Origin of the sequence: Paraburkholderia sp. GAS33, assembly GCF_050436645.1 — a bacterium.
Classification (GTDB): Bacteria; Pseudomonadota; Gammaproteobacteria; order Burkholderiales; family Burkholderiaceae; genus Paraburkholderia; species Paraburkholderia phenazinium_B.
In genome coordinates this window covers 956,604-982,905 of sequence record NZ_JBNDMP010000001.1, presented here as the reverse complement: position 1 = coordinate 982,905, position 26,302 = coordinate 956,604, and the positions used below count along the sequence as shown (strand labels likewise).

Annotated in this window: 21 protein-coding genes and 2 pseudogenes; 11 read left to right on the top strand and 12 right to left on the bottom strand. The window is 58.7% G+C overall.

Features of this window, described 5'->3' with window-relative positions; translation table 11 throughout:
* Window positions 1-415 precede the first annotated feature (415 nt).
* The 5 genes from P3T24_RS04530 to P3T24_RS04510 all read left to right on the top strand — a co-directional run bounded on the left by P3T24_RS04530 (window position 416) and on the right by P3T24_RS04510 (window position 4,857).
* Window positions 416-1,018 carry a DUF1326 domain-containing protein gene (locus P3T24_RS04530; protein WP_074268523.1) on the top strand — a complete coding sequence of 201 codons (603 nt, stop codon included), beginning with the start codon at window positions 416-418 and terminating at the stop codon, window positions 1,016-1,018.
* Window positions 1,015-1,830 carry a DUF2182 domain-containing protein gene (locus P3T24_RS04525; RefSeq protein WP_429432748.1) on the top strand — a complete coding sequence of 272 codons (816 nt, stop codon included), beginning with the start codon at window positions 1,015-1,017 and terminating at the stop codon, window positions 1,828-1,830. Before P3T24_RS04530 ends, P3T24_RS04525 begins: the two co-directional genes overlap by 4 nt.
* On the top strand, window positions 1,823-2,695 hold the full coding sequence (locus tag P3T24_RS04520) for a DMT family transporter (protein WP_429432746.1): 873 nt from the start codon (window positions 1,823-1,825) through the stop codon (window positions 2,693-2,695). The genes P3T24_RS04525 and P3T24_RS04520 overlap by 8 nt, the downstream gene beginning before the upstream one ends.
* A gap of 475 nt (window positions 2,696-3,170) precedes the next feature.
* Window positions 3,171-3,917, top strand: coding sequence for a hypothetical protein (locus P3T24_RS04515; RefSeq protein ID WP_254369035.1), 747 nt, complete (start codon window positions 3,171-3,173; stop codon window positions 3,915-3,917).
* Between the two features lie 598 nt (window positions 3,918-4,515).
* Complete coding sequence (locus tag P3T24_RS04510) at window positions 4,516-4,857, top strand: hypothetical protein (RefSeq protein WP_074268527.1); 342 nt, start codon at window positions 4,516-4,518, stop codon at window positions 4,855-4,857.
* A gap of 785 nt (window positions 4,858-5,642) precedes the next feature.
* On the opposite strand, the gene alsS is transcribed toward P3T24_RS04510, so the two are convergent.
* The gene (alsS, locus tag P3T24_RS04505; RefSeq protein WP_074268528.1) at window positions 5,643-7,319 is read right to left on the bottom strand and encodes an acetolactate synthase AlsS; all 1,677 of its coding nucleotides are present in this window, start codon (window positions 7,317-7,319) and stop codon (window positions 5,643-5,645) included.
* Window positions 7,320-7,329: 10 nt separating this feature from the next.
* Window positions 7,330-8,160: an acetolactate decarboxylase gene (gene budA, locus P3T24_RS04500; protein ID WP_074268529.1), complete on the bottom strand. Its 831-nt coding sequence runs from the start codon at window positions 8,158-8,160 to the stop codon at window positions 7,330-7,332.
* A 413-nt stretch (window positions 8,161-8,573) separates the two neighbouring features.
* Between budA and P3T24_RS04495 the strand changes: the two genes are divergently transcribed.
* On the top strand, window positions 8,574-9,263 hold the full coding sequence (locus P3T24_RS04495; protein WP_074268530.1) for a YoaK family protein: 690 nt from the start codon (window positions 8,574-8,576) through the stop codon (window positions 9,261-9,263).
* Window positions 9,264-9,590: 327 nt separating this feature from the next.
* Entirely contained in the window at window positions 9,591-9,974 is a 384-nt protein-coding gene (locus tag P3T24_RS04490) for a BON domain-containing protein (RefSeq protein ID WP_074268531.1), read from the top strand.
* Between the two features lie 113 nt (window positions 9,975-10,087).
* Here the strand turns inward: P3T24_RS04490 and P3T24_RS04485 are convergent, their stop codons facing one another.
* Both P3T24_RS04485 and P3T24_RS04480 read right to left on the bottom strand, forming a co-directional pair.
* The gene (locus tag P3T24_RS04485) at window positions 10,088-10,789 is read right to left on the bottom strand and encodes a glutamine amidotransferase (protein ID WP_074268532.1); all 702 of its coding nucleotides are present in this window, start codon (window positions 10,787-10,789) and stop codon (window positions 10,088-10,090) included.
* Window positions 10,790-10,792: 3 nt separating this feature from the next.
* Window positions 10,793-12,217: an APC family permease gene (locus P3T24_RS04480; RefSeq protein WP_429432743.1), complete on the bottom strand. Its 1,425-nt coding sequence runs from the start codon at window positions 12,215-12,217 to the stop codon at window positions 10,793-10,795.
* A 135-nt stretch (window positions 12,218-12,352) separates the two neighbouring features.
* On the opposite strand from P3T24_RS04480, the gene P3T24_RS04475 reads away from it, so the two are divergent.
* Window positions 12,353-13,846, top strand: a complete 1,494-nt coding sequence (locus P3T24_RS04475) for a PLP-dependent aminotransferase family protein (protein WP_074268533.1) — start codon at window positions 12,353-12,355, stop codon at window positions 13,844-13,846.
* Between the two features lie 71 nt (window positions 13,847-13,917).
* Here P3T24_RS04475 and P3T24_RS04470 read toward each other — a convergent pair whose 3' ends face one another.
* Window positions 13,918-14,613: a M24 family metallopeptidase gene (locus P3T24_RS04470; protein WP_074268534.1), complete on the bottom strand. Its 696-nt coding sequence runs from the start codon at window positions 14,611-14,613 to the stop codon at window positions 13,918-13,920.
* 59 nt (window positions 14,614-14,672) lie between these two features.
* A complete protein-coding gene (locus P3T24_RS04465) occupies window positions 14,673-15,785 on the bottom strand; it encodes an NAD(P)H-flavin reductase (RefSeq protein ID WP_074268535.1) in 1,113 nt (370 codons plus the stop codon).
* 290 nt (window positions 15,786-16,075) lie between these two features.
* On the opposite strand from P3T24_RS04465, the gene P3T24_RS04460 reads away from it, so the two are divergent.
* From P3T24_RS04460 to P3T24_RS04450, 3 genes and pseudogenes are all read left to right on the top strand, one after another.
* Window positions 16,076-17,476 carry an amidase family protein gene (locus P3T24_RS04460; protein WP_074268536.1) on the top strand — a complete coding sequence of 467 codons (1,401 nt, stop codon included), beginning with the start codon at window positions 16,076-16,078 and terminating at the stop codon, window positions 17,474-17,476.
* Window positions 17,477-17,747: 271 nt separating this feature from the next.
* Window positions 17,748-18,032, top strand: coding sequence for a DUF4148 domain-containing protein (locus P3T24_RS04455; protein WP_074268537.1), 285 nt, complete (start codon window positions 17,748-17,750; stop codon window positions 18,030-18,032).
* Window positions 18,033-18,207: 175 nt separating this feature from the next.
* A pseudogene (locus tag P3T24_RS04450) lies at window positions 18,208-18,942 on the top strand (cytochrome c biogenesis CcdA family protein); the annotation flags it as partial.
* A gap of 30 nt (window positions 18,943-18,972) precedes the next feature.
* Here the strand turns inward: P3T24_RS04450 and P3T24_RS04445 are convergent.
* The 6 genes and pseudogenes from P3T24_RS04445 to P3T24_RS04420 all read right to left on the bottom strand — a co-directional run bounded on the left by P3T24_RS04445 (window position 18,973) and on the right by P3T24_RS04420 (window position 25,815).
* On the bottom strand, window positions 18,973-19,113 hold the full coding sequence (locus P3T24_RS04445; RefSeq protein WP_429432741.1) for a hypothetical protein: 141 nt from the start codon (window positions 19,111-19,113) through the stop codon (window positions 18,973-18,975).
* Window positions 19,114-19,123: 10 nt separating this feature from the next.
* Window positions 19,124-20,122 carry a cytochrome d ubiquinol oxidase subunit II gene (gene cydB / locus P3T24_RS04440; RefSeq protein WP_074268538.1) on the bottom strand — a complete coding sequence of 333 codons (999 nt, stop codon included), beginning with the start codon at window positions 20,120-20,122 and terminating at the stop codon, window positions 19,124-19,126.
* Window positions 20,119-21,555, bottom strand: coding sequence for a cytochrome ubiquinol oxidase subunit I (locus P3T24_RS04435; protein ID WP_074269465.1), 1,437 nt, complete (start codon window positions 21,553-21,555; stop codon window positions 20,119-20,121). The genes cydB and P3T24_RS04435 overlap by 4 nt, the downstream gene beginning before the upstream one ends.
* Before the next feature lie 90 nt (window positions 21,556-21,645).
* On the bottom strand, window positions 21,646-23,367 hold the full coding sequence (gene poxB / locus P3T24_RS04430; RefSeq protein WP_074268539.1) for a ubiquinone-dependent pyruvate dehydrogenase: 1,722 nt from the start codon (window positions 23,365-23,367) through the stop codon (window positions 21,646-21,648).
* A gap of 106 nt (window positions 23,368-23,473) precedes the next feature.
* Window positions 23,474-24,676 (bottom strand): annotated as a pseudogene (locus P3T24_RS04425) (thioredoxin family protein); the annotation flags it as partial.
* Between the two features lie 209 nt (window positions 24,677-24,885).
* Window positions 24,886-25,815, bottom strand: coding sequence for a LysR family transcriptional regulator (locus tag P3T24_RS04420; protein WP_074268541.1), 930 nt, complete (start codon window positions 25,813-25,815; stop codon window positions 24,886-24,888).
* Between the last annotated feature and the right edge of the window lie 487 nt (window positions 25,816-26,302).

The following is a 26,302-nucleotide window of genomic DNA, read 5'->3' as shown; positions in this document are numbered from 1 at the left end:
ACGAACAGCGCGGGCGGGAGTTTCTGCAAGTGGCTCGCACTGAGCCCTACGACGAGCGGCTCAGTTCGACCCACTCCCGCCGTTTGGCCCTGCCCCCAGATCAACGGCGGCTTGTTGGATTCCAGCGGTCATCTTCTATGTACTGGCCGGCAAGCGAGGCTACTCGCCTCTAAAATACCGACGCCGACAAAACCTGTCTTCGATGATGAGACCCCGCGCGGACATCGAAGAGCCCTCTCGTCACCCGGGTTGAACGACGCAATGACCTCGCACAACCGCTGGGCTGACCGTTATCGAACGGCCTGGACGTCATCGAACTTGACTTGTCGCAACCCGCAGCGGGAAAATTAGGAGTTCTTGCAGCCGCGCCCCGCGGCGACAAGTCGGTGTTCGCGTGCCTTCAATGGAGGTTCGTATGAGTTATCACCTGGAAGGTCGTCTACTCGAAGTTTGCAACTGCAAGGTGCTTTGCCCCTGCTGGATCGGCGAGGACCCTGACAACGGTACCTGCGACACCATTGTCGCGTGGCGTATAGACAAGGGAACGGTCGACGGCGTCGATGTAGCCGGCAATACGATCGCGGCCGTCGCCCATGTGCCCGGCAACATCCTGCAAGGCAACTGGACTGCCGCGATCTATGTCGACGACCAGGCCTCAAAGGCGCAGGAAGAGGCACTACTGAAGGTCTATACCGGTCAGGCCGGCGGACCGGTCGCCGACCTCGCCAAGCTCATTGGCCAGGTCGTATCCGTGGAGCGAGCGCCGATCCGCTTTACCGTGGTTGCAGGCAAAGGCGAACTCGAGATCGGCACGAACTACTACGCCGAACTCGAACCCTATCTCGGCGCGACCGGGGGCCAGACCACGCTGTCCGACACCGTGTTCTCGACAGTGCCCGGCGCTCCGGTGTTTGTCGGCAAGGCCCCGACCTATCGATCGAAGAATCCCGCACTCGGCATCGACCTCGACATCAAAAATCACAACGCCCTGCAGAGCACGTTTGTCTTCGATGCATGAGCCCGATGGCCGGCCCAACGTCGGCCCACGCCTCGCGCCATGTTCACGTGTTCATGCCGGTCCTGGTTGCGCTGATTGCGCTCGCGTGGGTGGTGTTATGGGCGTGGGCGCGTAGTCCATACGGACGCTATCTCGAGCACGGTGACTGGACAGCGTCGGGACCGGCGGCATTTCTGTGCCGTGTTGTGCCCGCGGGCGACGTGGTCGTGCCCGTGGTGCTCTACGCAGTCGCGTGGATCCTTATGACAGCGGCCATGATGCTGCCGACCACGTTGCCATTGTTCAATGCCTTCGACCGGTTGACGGCGAGTCGCCCTGACCATTGGTACCTTCTTATGCTGCTCGGCCTGGGCTACATGACGGTGTGGGGAGCCTTCGGACTTTTGGCGCATGCACTTCACAGTGCCTTGCTGTCCCTGCTCGCCAGCGTACCCACTCTGGCCTGGCACGGCTGGCTGATCGGCGTCGCAGTCATTGCGGTGGCTGGCGCATTTCAGTTCAGCAAGCTCAAGTACCGGTGCCTTGAAAAGTGCCGCACGCCCTTGAGCTTCGTCATCGAGCACTGGCGTGGGCACGCGCAGGCCCGGAACGCGTTTGCGCTAGGCGCGCAGCACGGCCTGTTCTGCGTCGGTTGCTGCTGGGCGTTGATGCTATTGATGTTCGCGCTCGGTACCGGCAGCCTCGGCTGGATGCTCCTGCTTGCCGCCGTGATGGCGATCGAAAAGAACGTTCGCTGGGGCAAGCGTCTCAGCACGCCCCTCGGCGTGGCGCTTTTGTCGTGGGCAGTCGTTCTGGTGGTGACCCATGCATGACGCGCGCGGTGGCCTGCTCATTTTGCAGACGATCGTGCTCACTGCGGTGGCGATGCTCGCCTTCGCGGCTAATTCGCTGCTGTGCCGGCTCGCGCTGCAGCGCGGGGAAATCGATCCGGTCAGCTTCGCCGGCATCAGGTTGGTTTCGGGAGCGATCGTGCTCGCCGTCATCGTGCGGTTCAGGTCGGAACGGCCCGCGCCCAGCCGTGCCGACTGGCTCGCCGCTGCCATGCTGTTTGTTTACGTCGCCTTCTTCTCCTTCGCGTATCTCACCTTGTCCGCAGGCACGGGCGCATTGATTCTGTTCGGGGCAGTTCAATTGACGATGTTCAGCGTGGGTCTGCGCTCCGGCGAGAAGTTCGGATCCGCCGCATGGCTCGGTCTCGCACTGGCTGTCGCAGGGCTTGTCTACCTGGTGTCGCCGGGGATCGCCGCGCCGCCGCTCGTCGGCGCGGCGTTGATGGCGATAGCGGGCGTCGCATGGGGCGTGTACTCGTTGCGTGGCCGCGGAGTGGCCGACCCGCTCGCAGCGACGGCGGGAAACTTCGCGCGGGCGGCTCCGCTTGCCCTCTTGCTGAGCGTGCTTTTCATCGCCAACGCCCGCGTTTACGCGAACGGGGCCGGGATCGCCCTGGCGATTGCCTCCGGCGCGCTCACGTCCGGCATCGGGTATGTCATCTGGTATGCGGCGCTGAGCAAGCTTACCGCCATGCGAGCCGCCACTGTACAGTTGTCGGTGCCGCTGATCGCTGCATTTGGCGGAGTGGCGTTCCTTTCGGAAGCGATCACGCCGCGCCTGGCTGCGGCTTCCGCAACGATTCTTGGTGGTATCGCGATGGTGCTGACCAGCAAGTCGCGCACATAGCGTCCATCGTGCCGGCGAACCGTATTCCCGATCAGGCATGGTCGACCATGCCTACAAACGGCGCGCCATTTCGACTGCGATAGTCATGATCGGCGCACGAAGGTCCGTTGACAGGGGAGGAGCCAACGTTCGAACGTCCCTACCTGGCCGGTCACTGTCCCATGCAAACCGAATGGTTCCCCGGTTCTTTCGTTGAGCTTACTCGACGGCATGCGACCCTTCTCGGACGTCCGATTGCCCAGTATGAACCACCAGAACCCGATCTCAAGCAGACTTTGAGATCGGACCCGCCGCAGGTCGTTGACTCTGGCAGTTTATTAGCTGCCTCGCAACGCTCTGCGGTTTCGCACAAGGACCTCAAATGAGTGAATCGCATTGCGACCAGTTCTTGCATGAGGTGCGCGCTCAAGTTTTTCGCAAACGCTCCGATAAGACACAAGCTGGCTGAATAACCGGTTAATAACGTTCATCTTCGATGGAGAAACTTATGCGCTTCATGTCGAAACTCTCGGCCCTTGGCGTAGCCGCGACCTTGGCGGGTTGCGCAGCAGGTCCGAGCCCAGAAGTAGATGCCGGGAAATTTAGTACCGTTCATACGGTAACGGTCGTTTATCCCGGGAAGGCGGTCTACGCTGGCGGGACTGCATCAATGCCACTTCTGGTTCCTGGCGGCGGCTTACTCGGCGCGGCAATTGCGGGCGCTGTAACGGGTGCCGCCAACGCTAGCGTCAGCAAAGCCCCAGCCACCTTTGACGACCTGGTGACGGCAAAACTTGGGGACACAAAACTCAATCGCCAATTCACTGACGGCATTGAAGCAGCACTGCGAACCCATGGTTACGTTGTTAGCGAGGTCGACGCATCTGCGCCGGGATTGCCAAAATTTACCCGGGACGACCATAACCTGCTGCATGCAAGTGGCCCCGCGTATCGAGATAGCGATGCCGTACTTGTCATTAGCGTTTCGCCACAGTACGTCGCACCGGGGCCGTTAAATTCGTATGCACGTATGGTGGTCGGCGAAATCGTCATGTTCAAGGGAGATACGCACGAATCTGTCCTTCGGCAACGAGTCTATTGGCAGAAGTTCTCGGATCCATATAGCTATGGCACGTTTGCTTCGCTCTTGAACGACATTCCCCACGCGATCAGCGGCCTCGACGAGAGTGTGATGGCGCAAGTCGGCCTCTTTGACAGGTCGTTAGACGCCACTCAACGTTGATGCAGACGGCTGCCCCGGAGATTGCGGATGCTGTGAGACAAGCAGTCTACGGCCGAGCAAATCGTGTTTCCTTATGCTCTCAATTTCTCCGGATTCCGTTCATCGATGCGTGTTCCAATTCCTCTCGCGGGCCGCGTCATTCCACGAATCGGACATTGGGCGGTGCGTTGGCATGGTCTGCTCCTGGCCGAGCCCGGTCCGACGCAGACCTCGATCAATCGCTGATTGCAGCGAATATGTGAAAGGCATAAGTCGACCCACAGGGGACCTTCAGATTTGCGCAGAGCGGCCGTTCGCGTAGCAGATAATGAAACCTCTACCCCCAGTTGCCCCAGACCATGACCCTTACTGCTTTTGGCCCCGTCCAGACCAGTCCCAACGGGGACTCTTTCTATCTGGCAATTCCGGGTACGCCTGCCTCGCTTGTGCTCTGCCTTGCGGATCCCGATCGTCCGTCGGCGACGCTGGACACCCTGCGCGACGGACAGATGGTCTCGGCCGTGGAACTGTACGCGCTGCTGCCGGCCCTTGCCGACGCGCACTGGAAACCCATGGACAGCGGGGCCTTGATGGGCTCGGGATCGGCTGGATCGAACATTTGGACGAGTTGCGGGTCACCCTCACGGTCAACGGCACGACCCGCCAAGATATACCCGGCACGGCGTTCGTGGCCATGACGGAGGCGGCGAATGCCGTGTCGGAGGCGCTCCGCCTCGCGCGCGATGCGATGACCGGTTACTGGCTGGTGACGGCAGGCGGAAAGGAATTCACGGCTTTTATCCGCCCCGATAACAGTTGGTGGGTTGCGGAGTCCGTGTCGACGAACGACGCTCGGCGAATCGCACGCGTGAAGGCCTATCGCACCGATGACGATCCGCAGGCGGCACTTAGAGGGTGGGCGTCCTCGCAGGGACAGCCCGTCATCATCACGCAGCGCTAGGCCGTCGTGTCCATTGACCGCTTGTGGCCGCACTGAGTCGGCCAACGGCCGGCTCAAGTCGACCCGTCTCAGTCGTCTGACGTGCCAGCCATCGGATGACTGCCTTCAGGCGCGGCCACCGCTCCCGAGTGCGAGGACGTCCCCTGAGAGACGTGAACGTTGCGCGGGAAGCAGGTGCTCACCCGCGATTAAACACCTTGCTAATGCTTGCTCCACGATCCATGCACGGATCGAGACGCGAGAGTTTGAGCAGATGATCGCGAGATGGCGCTCCCCGCTTGCTGTTTAGATATCCTCGACTGTTGAGGAAACTTCGGGTTCTTCGTGGAGTCTCCTGTCAAGTCGAGCCAATCGCCTGGAGCTGAGCAAGAATCTGAGCGTCGGAGCTTAGCGTCAATTGTGTCGACGAATCAAACTCCAGAAGCCATATCGTAGAGGTCGACGCGGAGTTGTCCGCATCGGCTACACCATTGATTGAGGATGTGCTACAAGGTGCAGATTTCGCGTGTGCTTGTCGTAGACTCACGCCGGCGTTGTTAGTGATAGCGTTGATTGACATGTTCGACTCCAATATCGATCGTGAAGTCGGTATAGGTAAGCTGTCGGCTCTGTTTACGAGGCAGGTCGTTGCCCGGCACTACCGGTGGCGGCCTCTCACCGACCCGCCTCGATACCTGGCTACTCCTGCCCTCGAGCGCTGATGCTCGCTGAGTCGTTCCAATCAATCAAGATCAATTTACGTCACATACCGTTCGCTATTGGTCAACAGATGTGCGCAAGCCGCGTCAGTGAAACGCGCTGTCGTGAGCCATTTCGAACAGCTTGTGATTGTCCCGGTAGTCCACGTGAACGCCGACAATAACGGGACCCGGCGTGTCGAGTGCCGTCTTCATGACTGAAGCGATGTCATCTGCCGTCCGGATCATGAGACCCACCGCACCGAAGGCCTCCGCATACTTCACCGGATCCACCGGTCCGAACGCGATCCCCGATGGACGGCCATATTTGGCGATCTCCTGTACCGCTACCATGTCGTACGTACCATCGATCAAGACCATATGAACGAGGTTCGACTTGAGCCGGACCGCCGTTTCGAGCTCCATGCTTGAAAACAGGAAGCCGCCGTCACCGGAGATCGAGATGACCTTCTCCGTAGGTCGCACCAAAGTCGCGGCAATTGCCCAGGGCAGCGCGACACCAAGCGTCTGCTGACCATTCGAAATCAAAACCTGGCGTGATCTGAAGCTGTAAAGGTAGCGGGCAAACCATAGATGGAACGATCCCATATCCAGACAGAGCGTTACATCGGGATCGAGGAATTTCTGTAGCTCATGCACGATCCTCAGCGGATGGACCGGAGCTCCCCCGAGCCGCGCAGCTTCGTCGCTGAGATGAGCTCGTTCTTCCCTGATCGCGCGGAGGATGGCCGAGGAAATCGGCGATTGCTCTTTACGCTCGGTCACCAACGTCAGAGCCGAAAGAGTCTGATCGATATCGCCAATCAACTCCACGGCCGGACAATAGTACGAGTCAAGATCTGCGGGAAGCACGTCGATGTGAATGATCTTGCGGTTGCACTCTTTGTTCCAGAGAGAGGGCCAATATTCCACAGGGTCGTAGCCGACCGTAATCACGAGATCGGCGGCCTCAAGCAGCCGGTCGGCCGGCTGATTGGCAAGCTGTCCGACGCGCCCGCCGAAGTCTGCCAACAGATGTGCCGCTATCGCACCAGCCGACTGGAACGTACCCACCACGGGCAAGTGGTTCGCGGCGATCAACTGGCGCACAGCACTTGCATTGGCAGGTTTGCTCGCCAGCAACCCAAGCAGCACGACAGGCGTTTGCGCCGCGTTGATCAGACGCGCCGCTTCCGCTATGGCGGCACCGTCAGCAGGCCCCTGCCCTGAGAACCCCGGGGTGACAAGCAGCTTGCCTTCGGCCGGCGCCGACATGATGTCTCGCGGCAGGCTGACGAACGCCGCACCGGGACGACCTGACTCCGCCGCACGGAACGCATTGCTGACTACTTCGGCAACGGCTTGCGGAGCGCCGACGGCCGCGCTGAACTTGGTGACGGGCTTGCAGATCGATACCGAGTCCATAGTCTGATGAAGATGCTTCAATGCTTCGTCGGTTGCAACCGCGCCACCTAGCGCGACGACCGGATCACCTTCGGAGTTTGCTGTCGCAAGACCTGTGACGAGATTCGAGACGCCAGGTCCCGACGTGGCGATGCAGACGCCGGCTTTACCCGTCATGCGACCGATCCCGCCCGCTATGAAGGCTGCATTCTGCTCGTGCCGGCACACGACTGTCCGTATCTTCGAATCGACCAAGGTGTTAAACACGGCATCGATCTTTGCGCCTGGAATGCCAAATACGTATTCAACACCTTGATCTTCCAGTGTGCGGACGACAAGTTCGGCTCCCGTTCGGGCTGAGTTGTCAATTTTGCTAGACATCGTTTATCTCCTAATGGGCCTGTTCGGCGTACGCGAGTTCACCGGCGGAGTTCTTGCTCAGATCCGCCTTGAGGAACGATTCGTTTTCTGGCAACGCGAGATGGAAATCCGTCAGCGCTTCGATGCGAAGCCGCAAGGGGGCGCTCGAACATGCCAGCAGATGACCGCCATGTTTGCGGTCCTCGGATAGAAAGTGAAAGTGATATCCGGCGATACTGAACGCGCTGGAAAATCCCGGCGACCATAGCCCCACGAGCGTACCCCGAATCGCACTCAGTTCGAACTCGGCCTGCGCTTTAGCTGCGTCAATCAACCGGGCACCGCTCTGAGGGGGACTCACCGCGCGCATATGGGCATGGTGGAATTCGCCGTCGAGTCGTATCGCATAGAAGATGTTGTTCGATCTTCGGTACGCGTCGCACTGTTGCATCAGGACATCGAGTGAGTCTGCCGGCCCGATTGAAACATCGACGTCGGGTGTAAAGCGCGTGACGACCGCGAACGGCGCGCAGGCATCCACAGGCGCCTCCGAGACCGTCCCATCACCACGCGCCCGGTAGATAAGGCCGTCAAGCACGACCATCTCTCCGTCAAGGTTTTCGAACGTCCCCAGACCGAAGTCGCCGTGCTTCAGGATTACCTTCGACGAGATTGCGCCGGTGTACACCCCTTCCACCAGAGCACCTGAGGTTGAAACCTGGAAGAGCGTATGCAAAGGCGTATGAAAGTATTCCGCCAGCGCCGCCGCGACGATGGACGACGCACTGGTCCCGGTTCTCGTCATTTCAACTTTTAGCGCGCGCTCAAGGACGGAGGGAATAAGCAGATTGAGTTCAGGCACGTGTCATATCCATAGAGTGACTGCGCGGCGCCGCGCACGACAGGACCATCGATCGATGGATGAGGCGCCGCCGTGAAGCGGCGATGCGATAAAACCAAGATATTCCCGACCGCCCCGCAGAGGAAATCGTCTCTGCGGGTGCCTACACGCAACCGATGTATGACGGAACCTATACGAACGCATGTTGCCTCAGCGCCCTGGCAAGAATCGCTCACCAGCATATACGCGCGTATGTCGCGCGGCGACTCAAGTACGAGCGGCGGTACCGTCAAGTAGGCTGTCTACCCCTCTGGATCCGCAGTATCTTTAGTTGGGGAAGAACTTCGTAAGCACGCTGTTGCCCGGTATAGAGCCTCGCGGCGAAGCCGGACCGATGTCCTCCCCCGTTCACCATTCGCCTGCGCAGAAACTTTATGAGCAACGCACCTGTCACCGCACAGCCTGCGCCAGAATCCACACTTGCCGCAGGCGCACTGTTGAGTGCGATAGGCGGGTTCCTCGACGCCTATACATATGTCGGTCATGGAATGGTGTTTGCGAACGCCCAGAGCGGTAACGTTCTGTTAGCGGCGCTGGCAATTGTCAACGCGCAGTGGTCTTTAGCGATTCGCCATATTCCGCCAATCATCGCCCTCTTTGTTGGGACCTTCTTCGTCCGAGCAGTTCAACTGATCAGCCCACGTCTGGGACTGCGATCCGCCACCGTCTGTCTTGCAGTCGAGGCACTTGTATTGCTTGGCAACGCCGCGCTGCCGGCCGACATAAACGATTATCTGAGCACTGTGTCTATTTCATTCGCCGCGGCGCTGCAATGGTCTGCATTCGCGAACATCGAAGGATGGACGTATACGTCGATCGCGGCGACCGGCAACCTGAGGCAACTTGCCGACTCAATATTCACCCTGTCCGTCGGTGTTGCGCCCGCTGTAGGTAATTCGCCTCGAGCCCGCGCATTTGCGGCAATCTGTACTGGATTCGCCCTGGGCGCAGTAGTAGGCGCCTTTGCGACACACACGATGGGAAACGCGGCCGCACTCCTGCCGGCCGTATGCCTGATAGGCATGCTGATGATGATCGATATCGCTGCGCAGTTCCCCTTGTAGGTCTTCTCCGCCGCCGGATAGCCGCATGAGCAAGAGAAGCCGCAATTCGGGGGAAGTGCAAGGCACCGGACGAGCATACATAAGTATGCGTTCGTCATCCGAGATGATTGAACTGAGAACCATGAGTTCTATAGCACTCCGCGTCCGAGCCAATTATTCTGAAGCCTGAAAAGTTGGAGAAGGTAGGCGCCTGACGGCTGGGCGACCGAACTACTATCGGTCAAACTTCAAATTTTCCATACGACAATATTTACACGTCGTTATCGTCGCGTTCATCCACAGTATTTTTAAAATATTTCGCTAACCTCATCAATGACAGGTGAATATATGATCTCGAAAAATGTAGCAATTGGCGTCGTAACAGCCGTCGTGCTGTGCACGGCAGCTTATGCGCAAACTCCGGCAGTAAGCTCGATGAGTAATGACTCGAATGCCAATTCCGCCGCACTCGACCAAGGGCAGTCGACAAAAAAGGCCGAGCGTGCGGCGAATCGGGCTTTCGCTAAGCGGATCAGGCAGACCCTCTACAAGACCAAGGGTCTCGAGGACTCTGACATCGTCGTCTTCGCGAAGGCCAAGACAGGGCAGGTGACGCTATCGGGGTTCATCCTGACTGAGGACCAGGATCACATTGCTACAGCTGCCGTTGGCAAAGTTCAAGGTGTCTCCTCGGTGACCAGTAAACTGACTCTGCAGGAACAAGGGGGTTAAGCAAGCTGATAGCACGACCGGCGGCGGCCGGGCGGGCGCGCTACTTGACGCCATACCCCGCGAGAGGCTCTCTGAACGGTTCGGTCATTGGGCTGCGGGTGCAACTCACGGCATTAAGGACGAGCTAACGCTTCGGCGCGGGCCAACCAATCGCGTAGCACCTCGCCGCTGCAGGGCGATGGAGGCAGCGCGGTCTCGCGCAAAGATCTTATATCCACGCCCGCGTGCGCCAATTCGAACGCATGCCCGACGAGCCAACTCTCGATGGCGGCAGCCGAAGCTTCGAGGTGAAATTGCAGACCAAGCACATGCGTGCCGATCGAAAATGCCTGGTTCGGGTAAAGCTCGGTGGAAGCCAGCCGCTCAGCGTCCGCTGGCAAATCGAACGTATCGCCATGCCAATGCAGGACCGGCACATCCGCCGATAGAGGTGCAAGCACCGACTCCTTCCCGGCGGCCGTTAACATCACCCTCCCCCAACCGATCTCCTTTACTGCTCCCGGGTAGACCTTTGCACCGCATGCTCTTGCGATCAGTTGCGCCCCGAGGCAAATCCCCAACAGCGGCATTTCCATGTTCAGTCGTTGTTCGATCAGTGACAGTTCATGGCACAGAAACGGATATCTGCCTTCCTCGTACGCGCCGATCGGTCCACCGAGAATCACCACGACGTCGGGTGCGCGGATATCGAGATCCCGCAGGTTCCCCGTAGGCGCCTCAACGTACTCAATCCGACACCCTGCTTCAATGAACGCCGGTTCGAAGGCACCCAGATCTTCGAACGGCACGTGACGAATGGCTAGGACATGCTTCATTGCTTAAACCTCGTTGACAGCTTGCGTTGCTGCGAGTTGATATTGCTCGTGCGTCGACGCGAGTTCCTCCCGGATGCGCGTGCGCGCTGCCGGCTCTCGACGATGGAGGGAAACAATCCACCCGGCGCCTGCTGCCAGGTAAGCGAAAAAGATATAGGGGAAGTAGACAACCGGCGCGGGCGGCAGCGGATAGACGCTGCCGATGGCGGGGATCATGAGTAGCAACAGCGCCGCAACACAGTAGCCAACGTCGCGCCGGCGCAGTTGTCCGAGCCGGGAGAGGTACACGGGTGCTGCGATCGTGATCAAGAAGTACGGCACGAGGAAGCCAAACGCGGCCAACGTGCCGACCCAGTTGAATATATCGAGAGGGGCATTGTGGGCCGCGAAAAGTATCGCCGGAACGAGAAAAGCGATGATCGCCATCAGCGAAACCGCGACGTGCGGGGTTTCGTTCGTCGAATGGGCGTCTGCTGTTGCCTCATGAAAAAGGCCATGCCGTCCCATTGCAAAGATCACCCGCGCCCCTGCATTGATGCACGAAAGGGCCAGCGAAAAGAACGTGAACATTGCACCGAGCGATAGCGGCACCTGCAGAAACTTGACGTGCGCAAGTTCGGCCAAAATGTTCAGCGGCGCATCGATCTTATCGAGCGTGATTGCGTAGCCGGTGAAGCCATCAACCATCACATAGGTGACGAAGACGAAGAATACGCCGGACACGATCAGGCTCCAGATCACCGCACGTGGAATCGACTTCAGCGGATCTTTCGCTTCCGTACCGAACGCAGTCGCACACTCGAAGCCAACCAAGCTGAAAATCGCGACCACCACGCCGAGCCCCATACTTGAGAGCGGCGTATCGCTCAGGCCAAGTTGTTTTGTGTCGATGGCGAAATGACGCGACTGAAGCACGATGAAGCAAAGCCCCAGGATTAATAGCATCGAGGCGCCCTCAAGAATTAGCATCAGTACCGCAGAGAGCTGCACGTTTCTCCACGCGCAATACCACGCAGTGACGGCGCAGACGACAAAGAAAACCAGCGGAGAGACGCTGTGCCCCGCCATCTGGGTCAGCTTGCCCGCGAACACGGCGAACCCCGTCATGCCCGCCATGGCGATTCCCAGATAGGCCCAAACGAGCGACCAACCTGCGACCCCACCTGCGGTGAGCCCAAGTCCTCTGCAGGTATAGGCATACATCGACCCGACCCCTGCCGAGCGGCGTGCAAACTGGTTGAGATTGAAGGCAACGAACAGCAGCATTACGGTACCCAGCGCATACGCCAACCAACTCATATTGCCCGTATTGGAGAACATCACGGGAATGATCAGCGCGGCGGTCATGGTCGGGGAAATCAGTGCAACGGCTTGACCCAGCAACTCCGAAAAGCTCAAACAATTCGCTCGTAGGGGATTCGTTTCCATGGATTGCACCTTTAGGTCGATGACGACGAACTCGTTTGCCGCGAACAAGATTCGGGCTCCGTAATCAGTAAGCCGATGGTACGATCGCCTTGGACCAGGTGAATCCTCCAGAAAATTAAAGCAGGGTGGACCAGCATGCTGAGACCGTCGGAGATGGGCATCAAGGTGGACAAGGACCAAAAGATGCCTCCTTACCTGCAGATTGCCCTCGCCATCATCGAAGAAATTCGCCGCGGCAGGCTTCAGCCGGGAGGCGCGTTGCCCGGTACGAGGGACCTCGCCGAGCAATTAGGTGTCAACCGCAAAACGGTGATCCTTGCCTATGACGAGCTCACCGCACAAGGTTGGCTGACCCCGGAGCGCGCACGGGGGACGTTCGTGTCGCCGCGTCTGCCGACTGCCCAGCCGGCGGCCTTCGCCTTTCGGCCTGTCGAAACGGCGCCGATGCCTCAGGAGCCCGATTTCCGCCTTCCCGGACAAAAGACCCGTGTCGACATATTGCTGCCGGAGCCGGGAGTACTGATGTTCGACGATGGCGCGCCCGACACCCGCCTCGTGCCTGTCAATGAAATGGCACGTGCGTATCGCCGCAGCCTGCTTTCGCTAAGTCGCGACAACCTGCTAGGGTACGGTGATCCCCGCGGCGCGCGGGCGCTGCGGCGGTCGATCTCAGCGATGCTCAATGCGGACCGCGGTCTCAACACAACCGCTGACACCATCTGCCTGACCCGCGGGAGCCAGATGGCCATCTTCATCGCTGCGCGAGTGCTCACACAGGCTGGCGACACAGCTGTGCTGGAGTCGCTGAGCTATCCCCCTGCAAGAGAAGCGTTTCTCGCAAACGGCGTCGAGGTAGTGACGGCACGCGTCGACGAGAAGGGTATGCGCCTTGACGATCTTGAGAAGCTTTGCCGGAACAAGCGTGTGCGGTGTGTCTACCTGACGCCGCACCATCAGTTTCCGACCACGGTCCTGTTGCCGCCTGAACGGCGCTTGCGGCTACTCGCGCTCGCCGACCAGTTTGGCTTTGCAATAATCGAGGATGACTATGACCACGACTTTCATTTCTCGCACCGTCCGATGCTGCCGCTCGCTAGCGCCGATCAATGGGGCAAGGTCGCGTATATCGGCTCGCTCTCCAAACTGCTTACGCCAAGCTTGCGGAGCGGTTACATTGTCGGCGCCAAACGGTTCGTCGACCGGGTTGCGGAAGAGATTCTGCTAATTGACCGACAGGGCGATCCGGCAACAGAGCTAGCGGTGGCCGAAATGATGGAAGCTGGCGAGATCCGGCGTCATGCGCGTAAGGTGCTGCGCATCTATGATGACAGACGAATGTTGTTCGCCGATCTGCTAAAGCGCCACTTCGGCTCAGCCATCGACTTCGAGCTGCCCGATGGAGGGCTTGCTTTCTGGGTACGATTCGCGGAGAACGTAGACGTTGGCGAGCTTGTCTTAAGCGCCGCCCGTCATGGCGTGAAAATCCTGCCTGGGGCGACCTATTCGATGTCCGGCGAACCGACTTCGGGTCTTAGACTCGGCTTCGCAAGCCTGAACGAACGCGAACTCACGGAAGCGGTCTCAAGGCTTGCGTCGAGCTGGCAACGCCTCGGCCTAGGGGACGCATAGGGAGGCTGCGCTGGTAGGTTGCCCAGCGCAGGTAGGACGTGATTCAACGCCTTTCGTCAACCAGCGAAACGTCAGCTTTCCGACTCAAAGAACTCGTCCCCAAGCAACATATCCTCGAAAAAGGCTCCGTAGGCTTTCTCCGGGTGACGGATATGAATCTCCAAAACCCATAGCAGCGGCGCAGGATGAAAAGGCACTTCGGCGAGGGGCCCCTCGTACACCACCGCATGTGGAAAGTCCGAGATACGATGGCCAGATAAATCGAGATTTAGTTTCCACCCGAGTTCGGTCGCGCGGCGCTCGGCGAATTCGTAGAGCGTCTGACCCGTAAACTTGTCATCACGCCATTTCGCGCGCACTTCGTGGAAAAGCGCTTTTGCGTCACGCGCACAGCGAGTCATTTCGGCATCCGCACCCGTGATAAACGTATCACCGCCGTCGCCTTCCCATTTTTCCCAAACGGGACCGATGTCTATCAGAAAGATGTCCTCCTCACCAAGCACAATACCGGGATCGGACGGTGCCCCAAAGGTCTTCGTGGTATTCGAGCCGAAGCGCACGTACACATCGTGCCATCCACGTCGCATGCCGGCGGCCTTGAGAACGTCTTTCGCCATCTCGACAGCATCCTCCTCGACCATTCCAGGGCGGCATTGCGCGGCGATGGCGTGGATAGCGGCGCGGGTCTTGTCACGAACCGAGAGCATGGTATCCGCAGCAAATGCGGTGCCGACGCGCTCAAGATCGGTCAGGGCGAGTGTACTCATGAGGAAATGCTCCGTACTTTTGTCTTGCGGTTGAAGTTGAAGCCGAACAACGTCTGACTTCAGGGAATAGAGAGGGCAAGACCGCTCGTTGAGGCATCGACCCGTATCTGGCAAGCAAGACGCGAATGGCCCGTCGCTTCGGGTAGGCACTCGAGCAATTCTCGCTCGTCACGGCCAGGTGGCGGCAATCTCGCGCACGACGCCGCATCAATCTCGACCAAGCACGTCCCGCACGCCCCTCGGCCCCCGCATACGCTGGGGACCGCAACACCCAGACGGCGCAACGCGCCAAGCAGCGACTCGTTCAAAGGCACAGCATAAACAATGCCATTGACCTTGATCTGAACCACATCCATGTTGTCGCTTGCCGTGCCGCAAGCGGGGACCGTTGCCCCAAACGGGTCGGCGAAGAATGCCTCAGCACGTAGCCCACGTTTTGAGCTCAAGGCCTCATGCGCTGTCGCAACCATCGCAGGCGCGCCGCACGCGTAGACGTCGACGTCGGCGAGCGAGGCAAAGTCGTGGAGGACGGCCTCATGAACGCGAGTGCCGCGCGGCGTATCCGCATCGGCGCCAACACGCGAGAATACGGGGATGAACCGGAAGTTATCGTGGATGCGAGTCCACGAGTGGACCAGGTCGCACATATACAGGTCGTCTTCTGTCCGACCTCCCCAGTAAAGCGACATGGGCCGCGTCCATCCCTTGGAGAACGCTTCCTCCACGATCGCACGCACAGGTGCGAAACCCGTACCCGTGCAAAGAAAGAGCGCAGATTTGGAAACCGTATCGCTGTGTAGTCCGAAGTCGCCGAATGGACCTCTCCAGGACAGTACGTCACCGCATTCGATCCGCCTCAAGGTGTGGTCACTGAAGAGGCCATCAACAACGCGTCGGACGTGAAGTTCGATGCATCCTTCATGGAGACACGACGTCGCCAGTGAGAAACACCTGTATCGCCCATCAGAGGCCTTCACCTCAATATACTGACCAGACGTATAAGCAAACGTGCACCCTTCTTCCACGCGGATTCTGAGTATCGTGACGCCGGGTACGCAACGTTCGATTTGCACGACTGTGCCTTGTATCAACGCGAACTCATCTGCGTTATGAGGCCGACGCGCGCGCGGAACTCGCAATTGCAGGTCTTCAGTAACAGCCGTGCGAATCATATTCAGCCTATGACGAGTAAATCCATAACGCTAGCCTAGATAAAGCACGGACCTACCGGCACCTCCAGTTTTTCAAAACAGACTGGTCCACGGAAACCAACCATCTGTATGAGCGAGTCACTCGATGGTAAGAGAGCCGTTATCCCTAGATACGATGGTGCTTCGCTATTACCAACGATAGATTAGGGTCTACGGAATGCTCATAAGTTGCCGCATACATTGAGACAGACTGTACGCCCCAAGGTCAAGCAGGGGCGCCCCCCCAAAATTAACCCTCTCCAGGAGGCATCGTGTCGGATCTATGGCGTTTGTCCGCAACTGAACTTGCTCATCTCATTCGCACTCGCAAAGTCTCTGCGAGGGAAGCAGCTGAGGCCGCACTTCAAAGGCTTAACGCGGTCAACCCGCAGATCAATGCGGTCGTCGCGCACCGGCCCGACTGGGTGCGCGAACAGGCCGACCAGGTCGACAGATTATTGGCCCGCGGCGAGGACCCTGGTCCGTTGGCTGGTGTTCCGGTCACTGTGAAGATCAACACAGATCAGGCAGGGTTCGCTACGACCAACGGCACACGACTACAGGAGGATCTGGTGGCGCAGGCCAACAGTCCAGCGGTCGATAATCTCCAGCGAGCCGGGGCGGTGCTGCTCGGCCGCAGCAATGCACCGACCTTCGCCTTGCGCTGGTTTACCAGCAATCTCGTTCACGGCGCCACGCGCAATCCGCGCGATCCGTCGTTGACGCCAGGTGGCTCTTCGGGCGGTGCGGCAGCCGCCGTCGCCGCCGGCATTGGTCATCTGGCACTCGGCACCGACATCGGAGGCTCGATCCGCTATCCGGCCTATGCCTGCGGAATCCACGGAATACGCCCTACGTTCGGACGTGTCCCGGCCTTCAACGCATCCTCGCCGGAGCGCGCAATCGGTGCCCAATTGATGTCCGCGACCGGCCCGATCGCCCGCACGATCAACGATCTTCAAGCTGGGCTCCTCGCGATGTCGGCTCGCGATCTTCGCGATCCCTGGTGGGTGCCGGTGCCCATCGCAGGTACTGCCATGCCGCGCCATGCAGCTATCTGTCTTCGCCCAGGCGGACTACAGATTAGCAAGGAGGTCGAAGCAGCACTGCTGGACGCAGGACGCAGGCTTGCAGACGCCGGTTGGACGGTGGAAGAAATCGAGGATACGCCGTCAATCCGCGAGGCGGCTCAGGTGCAGGAACGGCTGTGGCTTGGCGACGGGTTCGCAGGATTGGTCGACGCCGTTGCGCGCGACGGCGATCCCGGCGCGCATGCGGTGGTCGAAGCCTCGCGCGCCAAGGTCGCAACGCTGCCCGCCGATGTGATAAGTCGTGAGCTGGTACGACGCACCACCTTGACACGCCAATGGCGTCAATTCCTGACCACATATCCAGTGCTATTGCTGCCTGTATCGGCGGAGCTGCCGTTCCCAGACAACCTCGACATGCGCGGCAACGAAGCTTTCGAGCGCGTGTGGGAAGCGCAACTAACGATGAGAGCTCTGCCTGCTATGGGGTTACCGGGCCTCGTTGTCTCCACAGGCCTCGTTGGTTCGGTACCTGTAGGCGTACAGATCGTCGCCGGTCACTATCGGGAAGATCTGTGTCTACTTGCAGGCAAAGCGATCGAAGCTCGCGGCACGCCGCCGTCTCCAATCGATCCTGTCGTATAGGCAAGCTGAAAAGGCATCGTGCCCGTCCCGAGCCGGCCCGCCGCCTCGGTCGAGATTCGTATCGCAATGTATCCATAGATGAACGGGACACATACGCATGCACTTGACCAGCCTTCCCGACACAACCTAGATAACTCGGCGGCCTTTAATGCATCTACGCCGGACGCATGGAAAGGAGGCCGACTCTGCAAACGCCGTCGGACTGCGTTTCCGGGCCTCTCGCATCTGGCAACGCCCCTGTTAGCCAAGACAAACTCCGGAGGTAGTCGCCATGAAGTTACTCATTCAAGCCGTCGTTCTAGCTATCGCTATCGCCACGCCGATCGCTTGCTTCGCACAGGCAGAGGAGCCTTTGACCCGCGCGCAGATCCTTGTCGAGCTAATCCAGCTTGAACAGGCTGGTTACCGCCCCGCCGAAGGGGTGGATCCGAATTATCCCGCCGACATCCAGGCGGCCGAGACGCGTGTGGCGGCAAAAAATGGCAAGACCAACAGCGTTGGCGGTGCTGTCGGCAGCATCTCGGCATCGGGAGCCCATGCAGATCCTGGTCACTGAAACGACTACGACCATCCCCCGCCGTGCCTAACGGCACTCACATGACCGCCCCAAGATTCGAATGACGACATCGACGATGCAATCGCGCCGAACAATGGCTTGGTCCGCCTCGTCACGCACACGATTCGACAGCCATACGGGCGGACCGCATTTCTCATCCATGCCTGGAAAAGCCATGCTCCTCATCGTTCTCGCCTACCTTGGTGGCGCCCTGACTATTCTCAGTCCGTGCATCCTGCCAGTGCTACCGTTCGTCTTTGCGCGCGCCGATCAACCATTCGTGCGCAGTGGTCTGCCGCTGCTTGCCGGTATGGCGCTCACTTTCGCCCTCGTAGCAACGCTTGCGGCCGTCGGCGGCGGATGGGTGACTCAGGCCAACGAGTATGGGCGATGGCTCGCTACGACTCTGCTCGCCGTCTTCGGACTGATTCTGCTGTTTCCTCGCTTCGCCGATCATCTGATGCGCCCTCTGGTAAGCGCCGGCAATCGCCTGTCGAACTTCGCCCAAAGGGACGGACAAGGCGCTCGCGTAGGGTCGGCGTTGCTGTTGGGTATCGCCACGGGTCTGTTGTGGGCCCCATGTGCCGGGCCTATTCTCGGCCTGGTACTGACAGGTGCGGCGCTGCGCGGCGCCAGTGTCGGCACGACGCTTCTACTCGTCGCGTATGCGGCCGGCGCGGCCACCTCACTTGGAGCGGCGTTGCTGATCGGTGGCCGCGTGTTTGCTGCAATGAAGCGTTCGCTCGGCGCGGGAGAATGGATTCGCCGTGGGATCGGCGCGGCGATCTTGTGCGGCGTGGCAGCGATCGCGTTCGGTCTCGACACCGGCATCCTCGCACGAGTGTCGACCGTCTCTACAAGTGGAATCGAACAGAAACTGATCGACCGGTTGTCACCAGGCGTGACGCCGCTGGATCCGCGTTTCGTCAAACGATAGCCCTTAGCGCATCGCCAGATGAATCAGGATCTCGAACGGCAGCGCGAGCAAAAGCGCGCCACTGACTCCGGGACTCCACAGCCCCACGAGCCACAGCATGCGTCGAACTTTAATGTCGCACGTCTGCGCGATTCCAGTGTGCATCGCACCGCTCCTAGTCATATTTGGTGCCGGGTACCAACTTCCCTCTGAACACCCAGTACCCTGCCGTTGTGTACACGAGGATTACCGGCAGAACCACGAGAGCGCCAGCGAGAGCGAAAGTCTGGCTAGCCCTTGGCGCAGCTGCGTCAACGAGGGTCAGCGAATAGGGAATCGCATAAGGCCAAACGCTGACGAGCAAGCCTATGTAGCCCAGTAGTACCAGCGCGAGTGCCAGGATGAACGGCATCACGTGCAGCCGCTTTCTGGCCGCCGAGAACATAAACCATGCACCGACCGCAACAAGCAACGGCACTGGCAAAAGGCGTGACAGCATGCCCGCTTCAAACCAGCGTTCTGCAATCCGTGGATCGGAGAGCGGCGTCCATACGGACACAGCGATCATGAAGAGCAGCAGTAAAGCCGTCAGCGGCGTGATGAGAAGATGGAGCCGGCGTTGCAACTCACCTTCGGTCTTGATGACGAGCCAGCATGCGCCCAATAAGGCGTAGGTCGCCATCAGCCCCAAGCCCGAGAGTAGACTAAAAGGCTCAAGCCAGAAGAACGCATCGCCGGCGAAAGCGTTGTTGGCAATCGGAATGCCTTTCAAGTAAGCACCGAGAATCACTCCCTGAAAGAACGATGCGCCTGCGGAGCCACCAATAAAAGCAAGGTTCCATAGGTTCTTTGTGCGATCCGCCTTGCCGCGGAGTTCGAAGGAAACGCCGCGAAAAATAAGGCAAACCAGCATTGTGATGATCGGGAGATAGAGCGCGGACAGCGCGACCGAATACACCAGCGGGAAAGCTGCAAACAACGCCGCGCCTCCCAGCACCAGCCAGGTCTCGTTGCCGTCCCAAACGGGTGCGATCGCATGCATCATCAGGTCGCGCTCGCTCTCGTCAGGAAAGAACGGGAAAATCAGCCCCACCCCCAGATCGAATCCATCGAGCATCACGTACATGAAAAGACCCAGCGCAATGACCGCAGCCCACGCAAATGTCACGTTCATTTCCCACTCCTTTCGAGGCTATGTTGAGCAGCACTGCGCAGCTCAGCTACGGCTAGCGGCCTGCGCCCAGTGCGGCCTATCTCCAGGGTCGGGCGTCCAATAGGCTTTCCCACTTCATCAGGCACAACCGGCCCTTCCCGCAGGAAACGCACGACGTAGTAGATGCCGGTTCCGAACACAACACAGTAGGCAATGACGAGAACCATGAGAGAGATCCCAACACTCTGCGACGTGACCGGCGAAACCGCTTGCGCGGTTCGTAGCACCCCATAGACAACCCAGGGCTGTCGCCCCACCTCAGTGGTGATCCATCCTGCCAGTAGCGAGATAAACCCCGTGGGGCCCATAAAAAGAACGAAGCGCTGATACGTCCTGCTTTCGAAAATTCGCCCCCGTCGCCGCAGCATTACCCCGATGAGCGCCATCAGAATCATCAACATGCCAAGGCCTGCCATAACGCGGAAGGTCCAGAAGATGATCGACGAGTCAGGACGGTCTCCCGGGGGAAATTCCTTGAGACCGCGAATTTCACCGGTCCAGCTATGCGTCAGGATCAGGCTACCTAGATGCGGAACCTGCACGGCGTGACGGGTCACCTCCGAGTTCATGTCGGGAAAGCCAATCAGGTTCAGCGCGGTTCCGCCTTTTTCGGTTTCCCAAAGCCCCTCAATGGCTGCGATCTTGGCCGGCTGATATTTGCGCGTATTCAGGCCGTGCTGGTCACCAACAATCGCCTGAACCGGCGTAAGGACCAGCAATAGCCAGAGCGCCATCGAAAACATCGTCTTGACCGCTGGATCCCTCCGGCCCTTCAGTAAATGCCACGCACCTGTAGCCGCAACGACGAGGGCCGCGACAATGAACGCTGCGAGAGTCATGTGTGCAAGCCTGAACGGAAAGGAAGGGTTAAAGATAATCTTGAACCAGTCGAGCGGAACGACATGGCCGTTCTCGATCTTGATACCTTGGGGCGTCTGCATCCAGCTATTTGACGCAAGGATCCAGAACGTCGAGATTAAAGTGCCGATCGCGACCATCAGCGTGGCGCCGAAATGTGCACGCGGCCCTACTTTTTCCCAACCAAACAGCATGATTCCGAGAAAGCCCGCTTCAAGGAAAAATGCGGTCATGACTTCGTACGTCAGAAGAGGGCCCGTGACGGGACCTGCGAACTTTGCGAACCCCGACCAGTTCGTTCCAAACTCGTACGCCATCACCACACCGGACACGACGCCCATGCCGAATCCGATCGCGAAAATCTTAGACCAGTAAACGCAGAGCTCTTTGTAGTGACGTTTACCCGTCCGCAGCCACACTGCTTCAAGTACGGCTAAAAAGCTCGCCAGGCCGATGCTCAAGGCCGGAAAAATTATGTGGAACGATATAGTGAAAGCAAACTGTATTCGCGAAAGATCGAGTGCGTTCGGATTCATGTCGGTCCCCTTGGTGAAGCTCGCCAACTCTGGTGGCCTGCGGTGCGATTTCTTGCGCTGCAGGCCATCCCATCACGCTTTCAATACACCTTAGCGAAGGTTGGTTCTCGCAAGCTCGACGATTTCGTCCCCTCGTCCGTTAAGGATGGCGCGCAACATATACAGGCTGAAACCCTTTGCTTGTTCGAACTCGATCTTCGGCGGCATAGCGAGTTCGTGTTTTGAAGTCACCACGTCGACGAGCGCCGGGCCGGGGTGTTCGAAGGCGGCTTTCAAGGCTGCAGCAATGTCTTCGGACTCTTCGACCCTAATGCTGAAAATCCCGGCCGCTTTCGCAATGGCGGCGAAATCCGTCTTGCTCAGATCTACGTTGGTGTCGAGATAGCCGCCGGCCTTCAACTCCATGGAAACGAATCCCAGCAGACTGTTGTTGAACACCACGACTTTGATAGGAAGATCGAGTTGCCGTGCCGTCAACAGATCCCCGAGCAGCATTGACAGACCGCCGTCCCCGGACAAAGAGACAACTTGCCGCCCCGGGTTGGCTCCCTGCGCGCCAAGCGCTTGTGGCATGGCGTTCGCCATGGACCCGTGATTGAATGAACCATGCAGCTGACGCCTGCCATTCATGCTCAGGTACCGCGCCGCCCAGAGCGTGGGCGTTCCGACATCCGCGGTAAAGATCGCATCGTCGGCGGCCGCTTCGTCGATTAGCCGTGTCAGATACTGCGGATGAATGGGTCTATCAGGTTCAGACGCAACCGCAAGGTCCTCGAGATCCATTCTCGCCGTGGTGTAGTGCGCGATCGCATTGTCCAGAAAGCGCCGCTCATCCTTGTGCTGTAAAAGCGGCAGGACCGCTCTGATCGTATCCTTGACCGTCCCCACGAGCCCGAGCGTAAGCGGTGCCCGATGGCCGAGCTTCGAGCCCTTCCAGTCGATCTGCACGATCTTCGCGTTGCCCGGATAGAACGCGCGGTACGGGAAATCCGTACCCAGCATCACTAGCGTGTCACACGACTCCATCGCATGATATCCAGAGCTAAAGCCAATCAGGCCAGTCATGCCAACGTCGTACGGATTGTCCCATTCGACGAACTGCTTGCCGCGCAGGGCATGGACCACCGGTGCCTTAAGCGCTTGCGCCAGCGCAACCACTTCGTCATGCGCGCCCGCCGTACCACTACCGCACAGTAACGTGACATCTTTCGATGAATTGAGTAGATCCGCCAGACGGTCAATATCGGCAGTCGCGGGAATAATCGCCGCTGGGGATATTTCGCTCCACAGGCCGACCGGGTGCGGACACTCTTTCAGTGCGACGTCTCCGGGCAAAACGATGACAGCGACGCCGTGCTCCTCAATGGCCGTGCGCATTGCTCGTTCGAGCACTCGTGGGAACTGTTCCGGATTCGTCACGAGCTCGGCGAAATGGCTGCATTCCCGGAACAACTCCTGAGGATGCGTCTCCTGAAAATAGCCTAAACCGATTTCCGACGACGGAATGTGTGCGGCAATTGCAAGCACGGGCTGATGATTGCGATGGCAGTCGAACAATCCGTTGATCAAATGAAGATTGCCCGGACCGCAGCTGCCCGCGCAGACGGCTAGCCGTCCGGTCGATGCTGCGTCTGCTCCCGCGGCAAACGCGGCACTTTCCTCGTGACGCGTGTGCATCCAGCGAATCGAACCGAGCTCTTCAAGGCTAAAGGCGAGTCCGTTCAGACTGTCACCTGTTACGCCCCAGATTCGTTCTACGCCAGCGGCGGCAAGGGTTTTTGCCAGATAATCGGCGATAGTCTGTTTGCCCATGGTTTACTCCTGAAAAAATTGGAAAATCGCAAGCCGCTTCAAATTCGGGGAGCGGCTTTCTCGATCTCAAAAACCGCCCTCTTATGGCGGGTTGATGCTCTCGTGTTCAACCAAATGTGATGGCGTACGCTTCGACGCCGGGGTCGAGAAACTGAATAGAAAAGGTGTGATCGCCAACGTCGTGCTTCTGTCGGACCAGTTGATACAACCGATGCTCCGTTACGGTGCCGCTGCCGTCATCGGCGACGTCGGTGCCGTGTGCATCACCGGGTGCACCGCCATCGATACTGACTCGAAAGCGGACGGGTTTGCCGTCCTTGCCCGGACCCAGTACCAGGTGGAGATCCCGCGCATGAAAGCGGTAGACGATGCTTCCCGACGCTGCGGCAAGCGTTGCGCGGTCCTTTTCAACGTCCCATTTGCCCGCAAGACCCCAGTCATTGACAGTGGGCTGGGTGGGCGCAACATAGGTGTGAATCTCGTCCTGCGCCTCGCCGCCTGGTGATGCAAAATTATCCGCCTGTGCGTAACCGATGTATGTCTCAGGCGACTGCAGGTCAGCGACGTCCGCAGGCAGTTCTATCCCCGGCGTAACAGCGTTCGCGGCACTTGAAACTTTCTTCGTCGCATCAGAACTCCCCGCTTCCGCCAACAGAATCTGAATCACCTTCTCTGATTTGGCGTAGTTGCCTTCGCCAAAATTGTGGTGCCGAATCTGTCCGCGAGCATCAATAAAATACTGTGCGGGCCAATACTCGTTGTCGAGACCACGCCAGATCGCATAATTGTTGTCGATAGCCACCGGGTAATCGACGCCAAGTTCATGCGTCGCCCTCTTGACATTGTCAATATTGCGCTCGAACGCGAACTCAGGCGCATGCACCCCGATAACCACCAGTCCCTGACTTTTATATTTGTCTGCCCAAGCTTTTACATACGGAAGCGAGCGCAGGCAGTTGATGCACGAGTACGTCCATATGTTGATCACAACCACCTTGCCACGCAGGTTCTGATCCGTCAGAGGCGGCGAATTCAACCACTGGACGGAGCCGCCCAGCGGAGGCAACGCTCCCTCCACAGGCAACAGTGCTTTGTATGCGCCCGTACTGTGGTCCGATACCTTCATCACTCCACCCGACAGGTTCCAATGAGCCAGCTCGGTTATCCCGCCGCCAAGCCGACGACCAGACCCAATTGAGGGAGCTAGGCCAATCGAATCCTTTTCAGGGGACAAGCGATCTGGGGGCCTCTGCTCGCGGCCACCAACGATTGTCAGCGTCGCTACGATCGCGACTGTCGACGCCGCTCCGATGAGTATTGGCAACATCCTTGCAGCGAACCGTTGTCTGTTTCGCGAAAACAGGAAGGGCAGCACCGGCAAGATGCACAGGCTGAGAATAGCGAGCGCGCCACCGAAGTAGGCAATGACAGTGAGCAGCATCGTCGTTTCCGAGGGTTACAAATCAAAAAGGGCGCCTCGCCTACGCGAGAGCTGTATGCGGTGCATGCCGCTGAGGGCTATGCCACCACACGCAAAGTGGCTGCCGACTCCTGGATAGGCGGCTTGCTGAATCGGTCGAGCACGAAGTCGATAAAGCTGCTCACCTTCGCGGTAAGACATCTGCGTTCGTAGTAGACGAGCGCGATGTGTTGCGGACCGCCGTTTATCTGGTAGCGATCGAGTAGCGGCACCAACCTTGCCTTTGCGATGTCATCTGCGACAAGCGGAATGGGCAGCAACGCGATACCCATGTTGGCCAAAGCCGCAGAACGAACCGCAGCACTACTGGTAGCACTGAGGATGCTGCTCACCGTGATTTTCTGTACTCCAGTCCCGTCAGCGAACTCCCACGAGCGGGCTCCGTCGCGCTCCGTTAGCAGATCATGCTGCTGAAGGCTGAACGGACTGGTAGGCTCCCCCCGCCGCGCCAGATATGCCGGGGCAGCGACTAGGATCTCCTTGATTGTTATCAGCGGGCGGCAGACGAGCGAAGAACTGATTGGATAGCGGTCTGTGGAAAAGCACACGTCGAAGCCCCCTTCGATCACGTCGATCGGCCCATCGGACGTCGTTACCTCGAAATCTACTCGAGGGGCAATTGTGCGATATGACGCCAGCAACGACGCAAGACCAGTCGTAGCAAACACTGCCGGCGAAGCAATACGAAGTACACCGCAGTGGTCGTGTGCGGTACGAACCAGGCCCGACTCGACCTCATCGAGAGCCCGGGTGACGGCGCGGCACCCATCGAGGTAAACCTTGCCCGCCTCGGTAAGTGACAGACTGCGCGTCGAGCGGTTCATCAGACGCATATTGAGTTGCGCCTCCAGCATCGCGACGTTGCGCGTGATTGCGGCCGGTGACTTGTTCAATTGCTTACCAGCAAGAGAAAAGCTACTGAGTTCAGCAACACGCATGAAGACACGGATAGCTTCCAGCTTGTTCATACTCTGACTCATCTATAAAGTGCGACCGACGCAACATCGGTCAGGCGATGTGAAGAAATACCCGGATTCGAGCAAGTCGATTGGTTGCACACGGCCATTCGGAACAGCACAAGACGTGCTGACATGAAATCAAGATACGTGCAGATACACAAAAACAAAATCATACGAATCGGTGCGATCGCCCCTGCTCACGCGTGCGGAGTTCATACATACGTATGTCCGAGCCAAGCAGTACGCTGGATCGATTTCGCGTGGCTGTTGCCGCTGGGCCTGGACCTGAATCCTGACAAATAACTTATCGGTTTCAAAGCCATACCCGAGTATGAAACGCCGATATACACGTGCAATCACCGGCATCGGTTTGTATGCTGGCCTCACGAAATCAGAGCAGTTATCTTGAAGCATGGCCGACGCTGCCTTTAGCCACATCCGTAAAAACGCAATCCATTCCATCAGCCATCACGTTACTCGGCGTAAGGAAATTGCC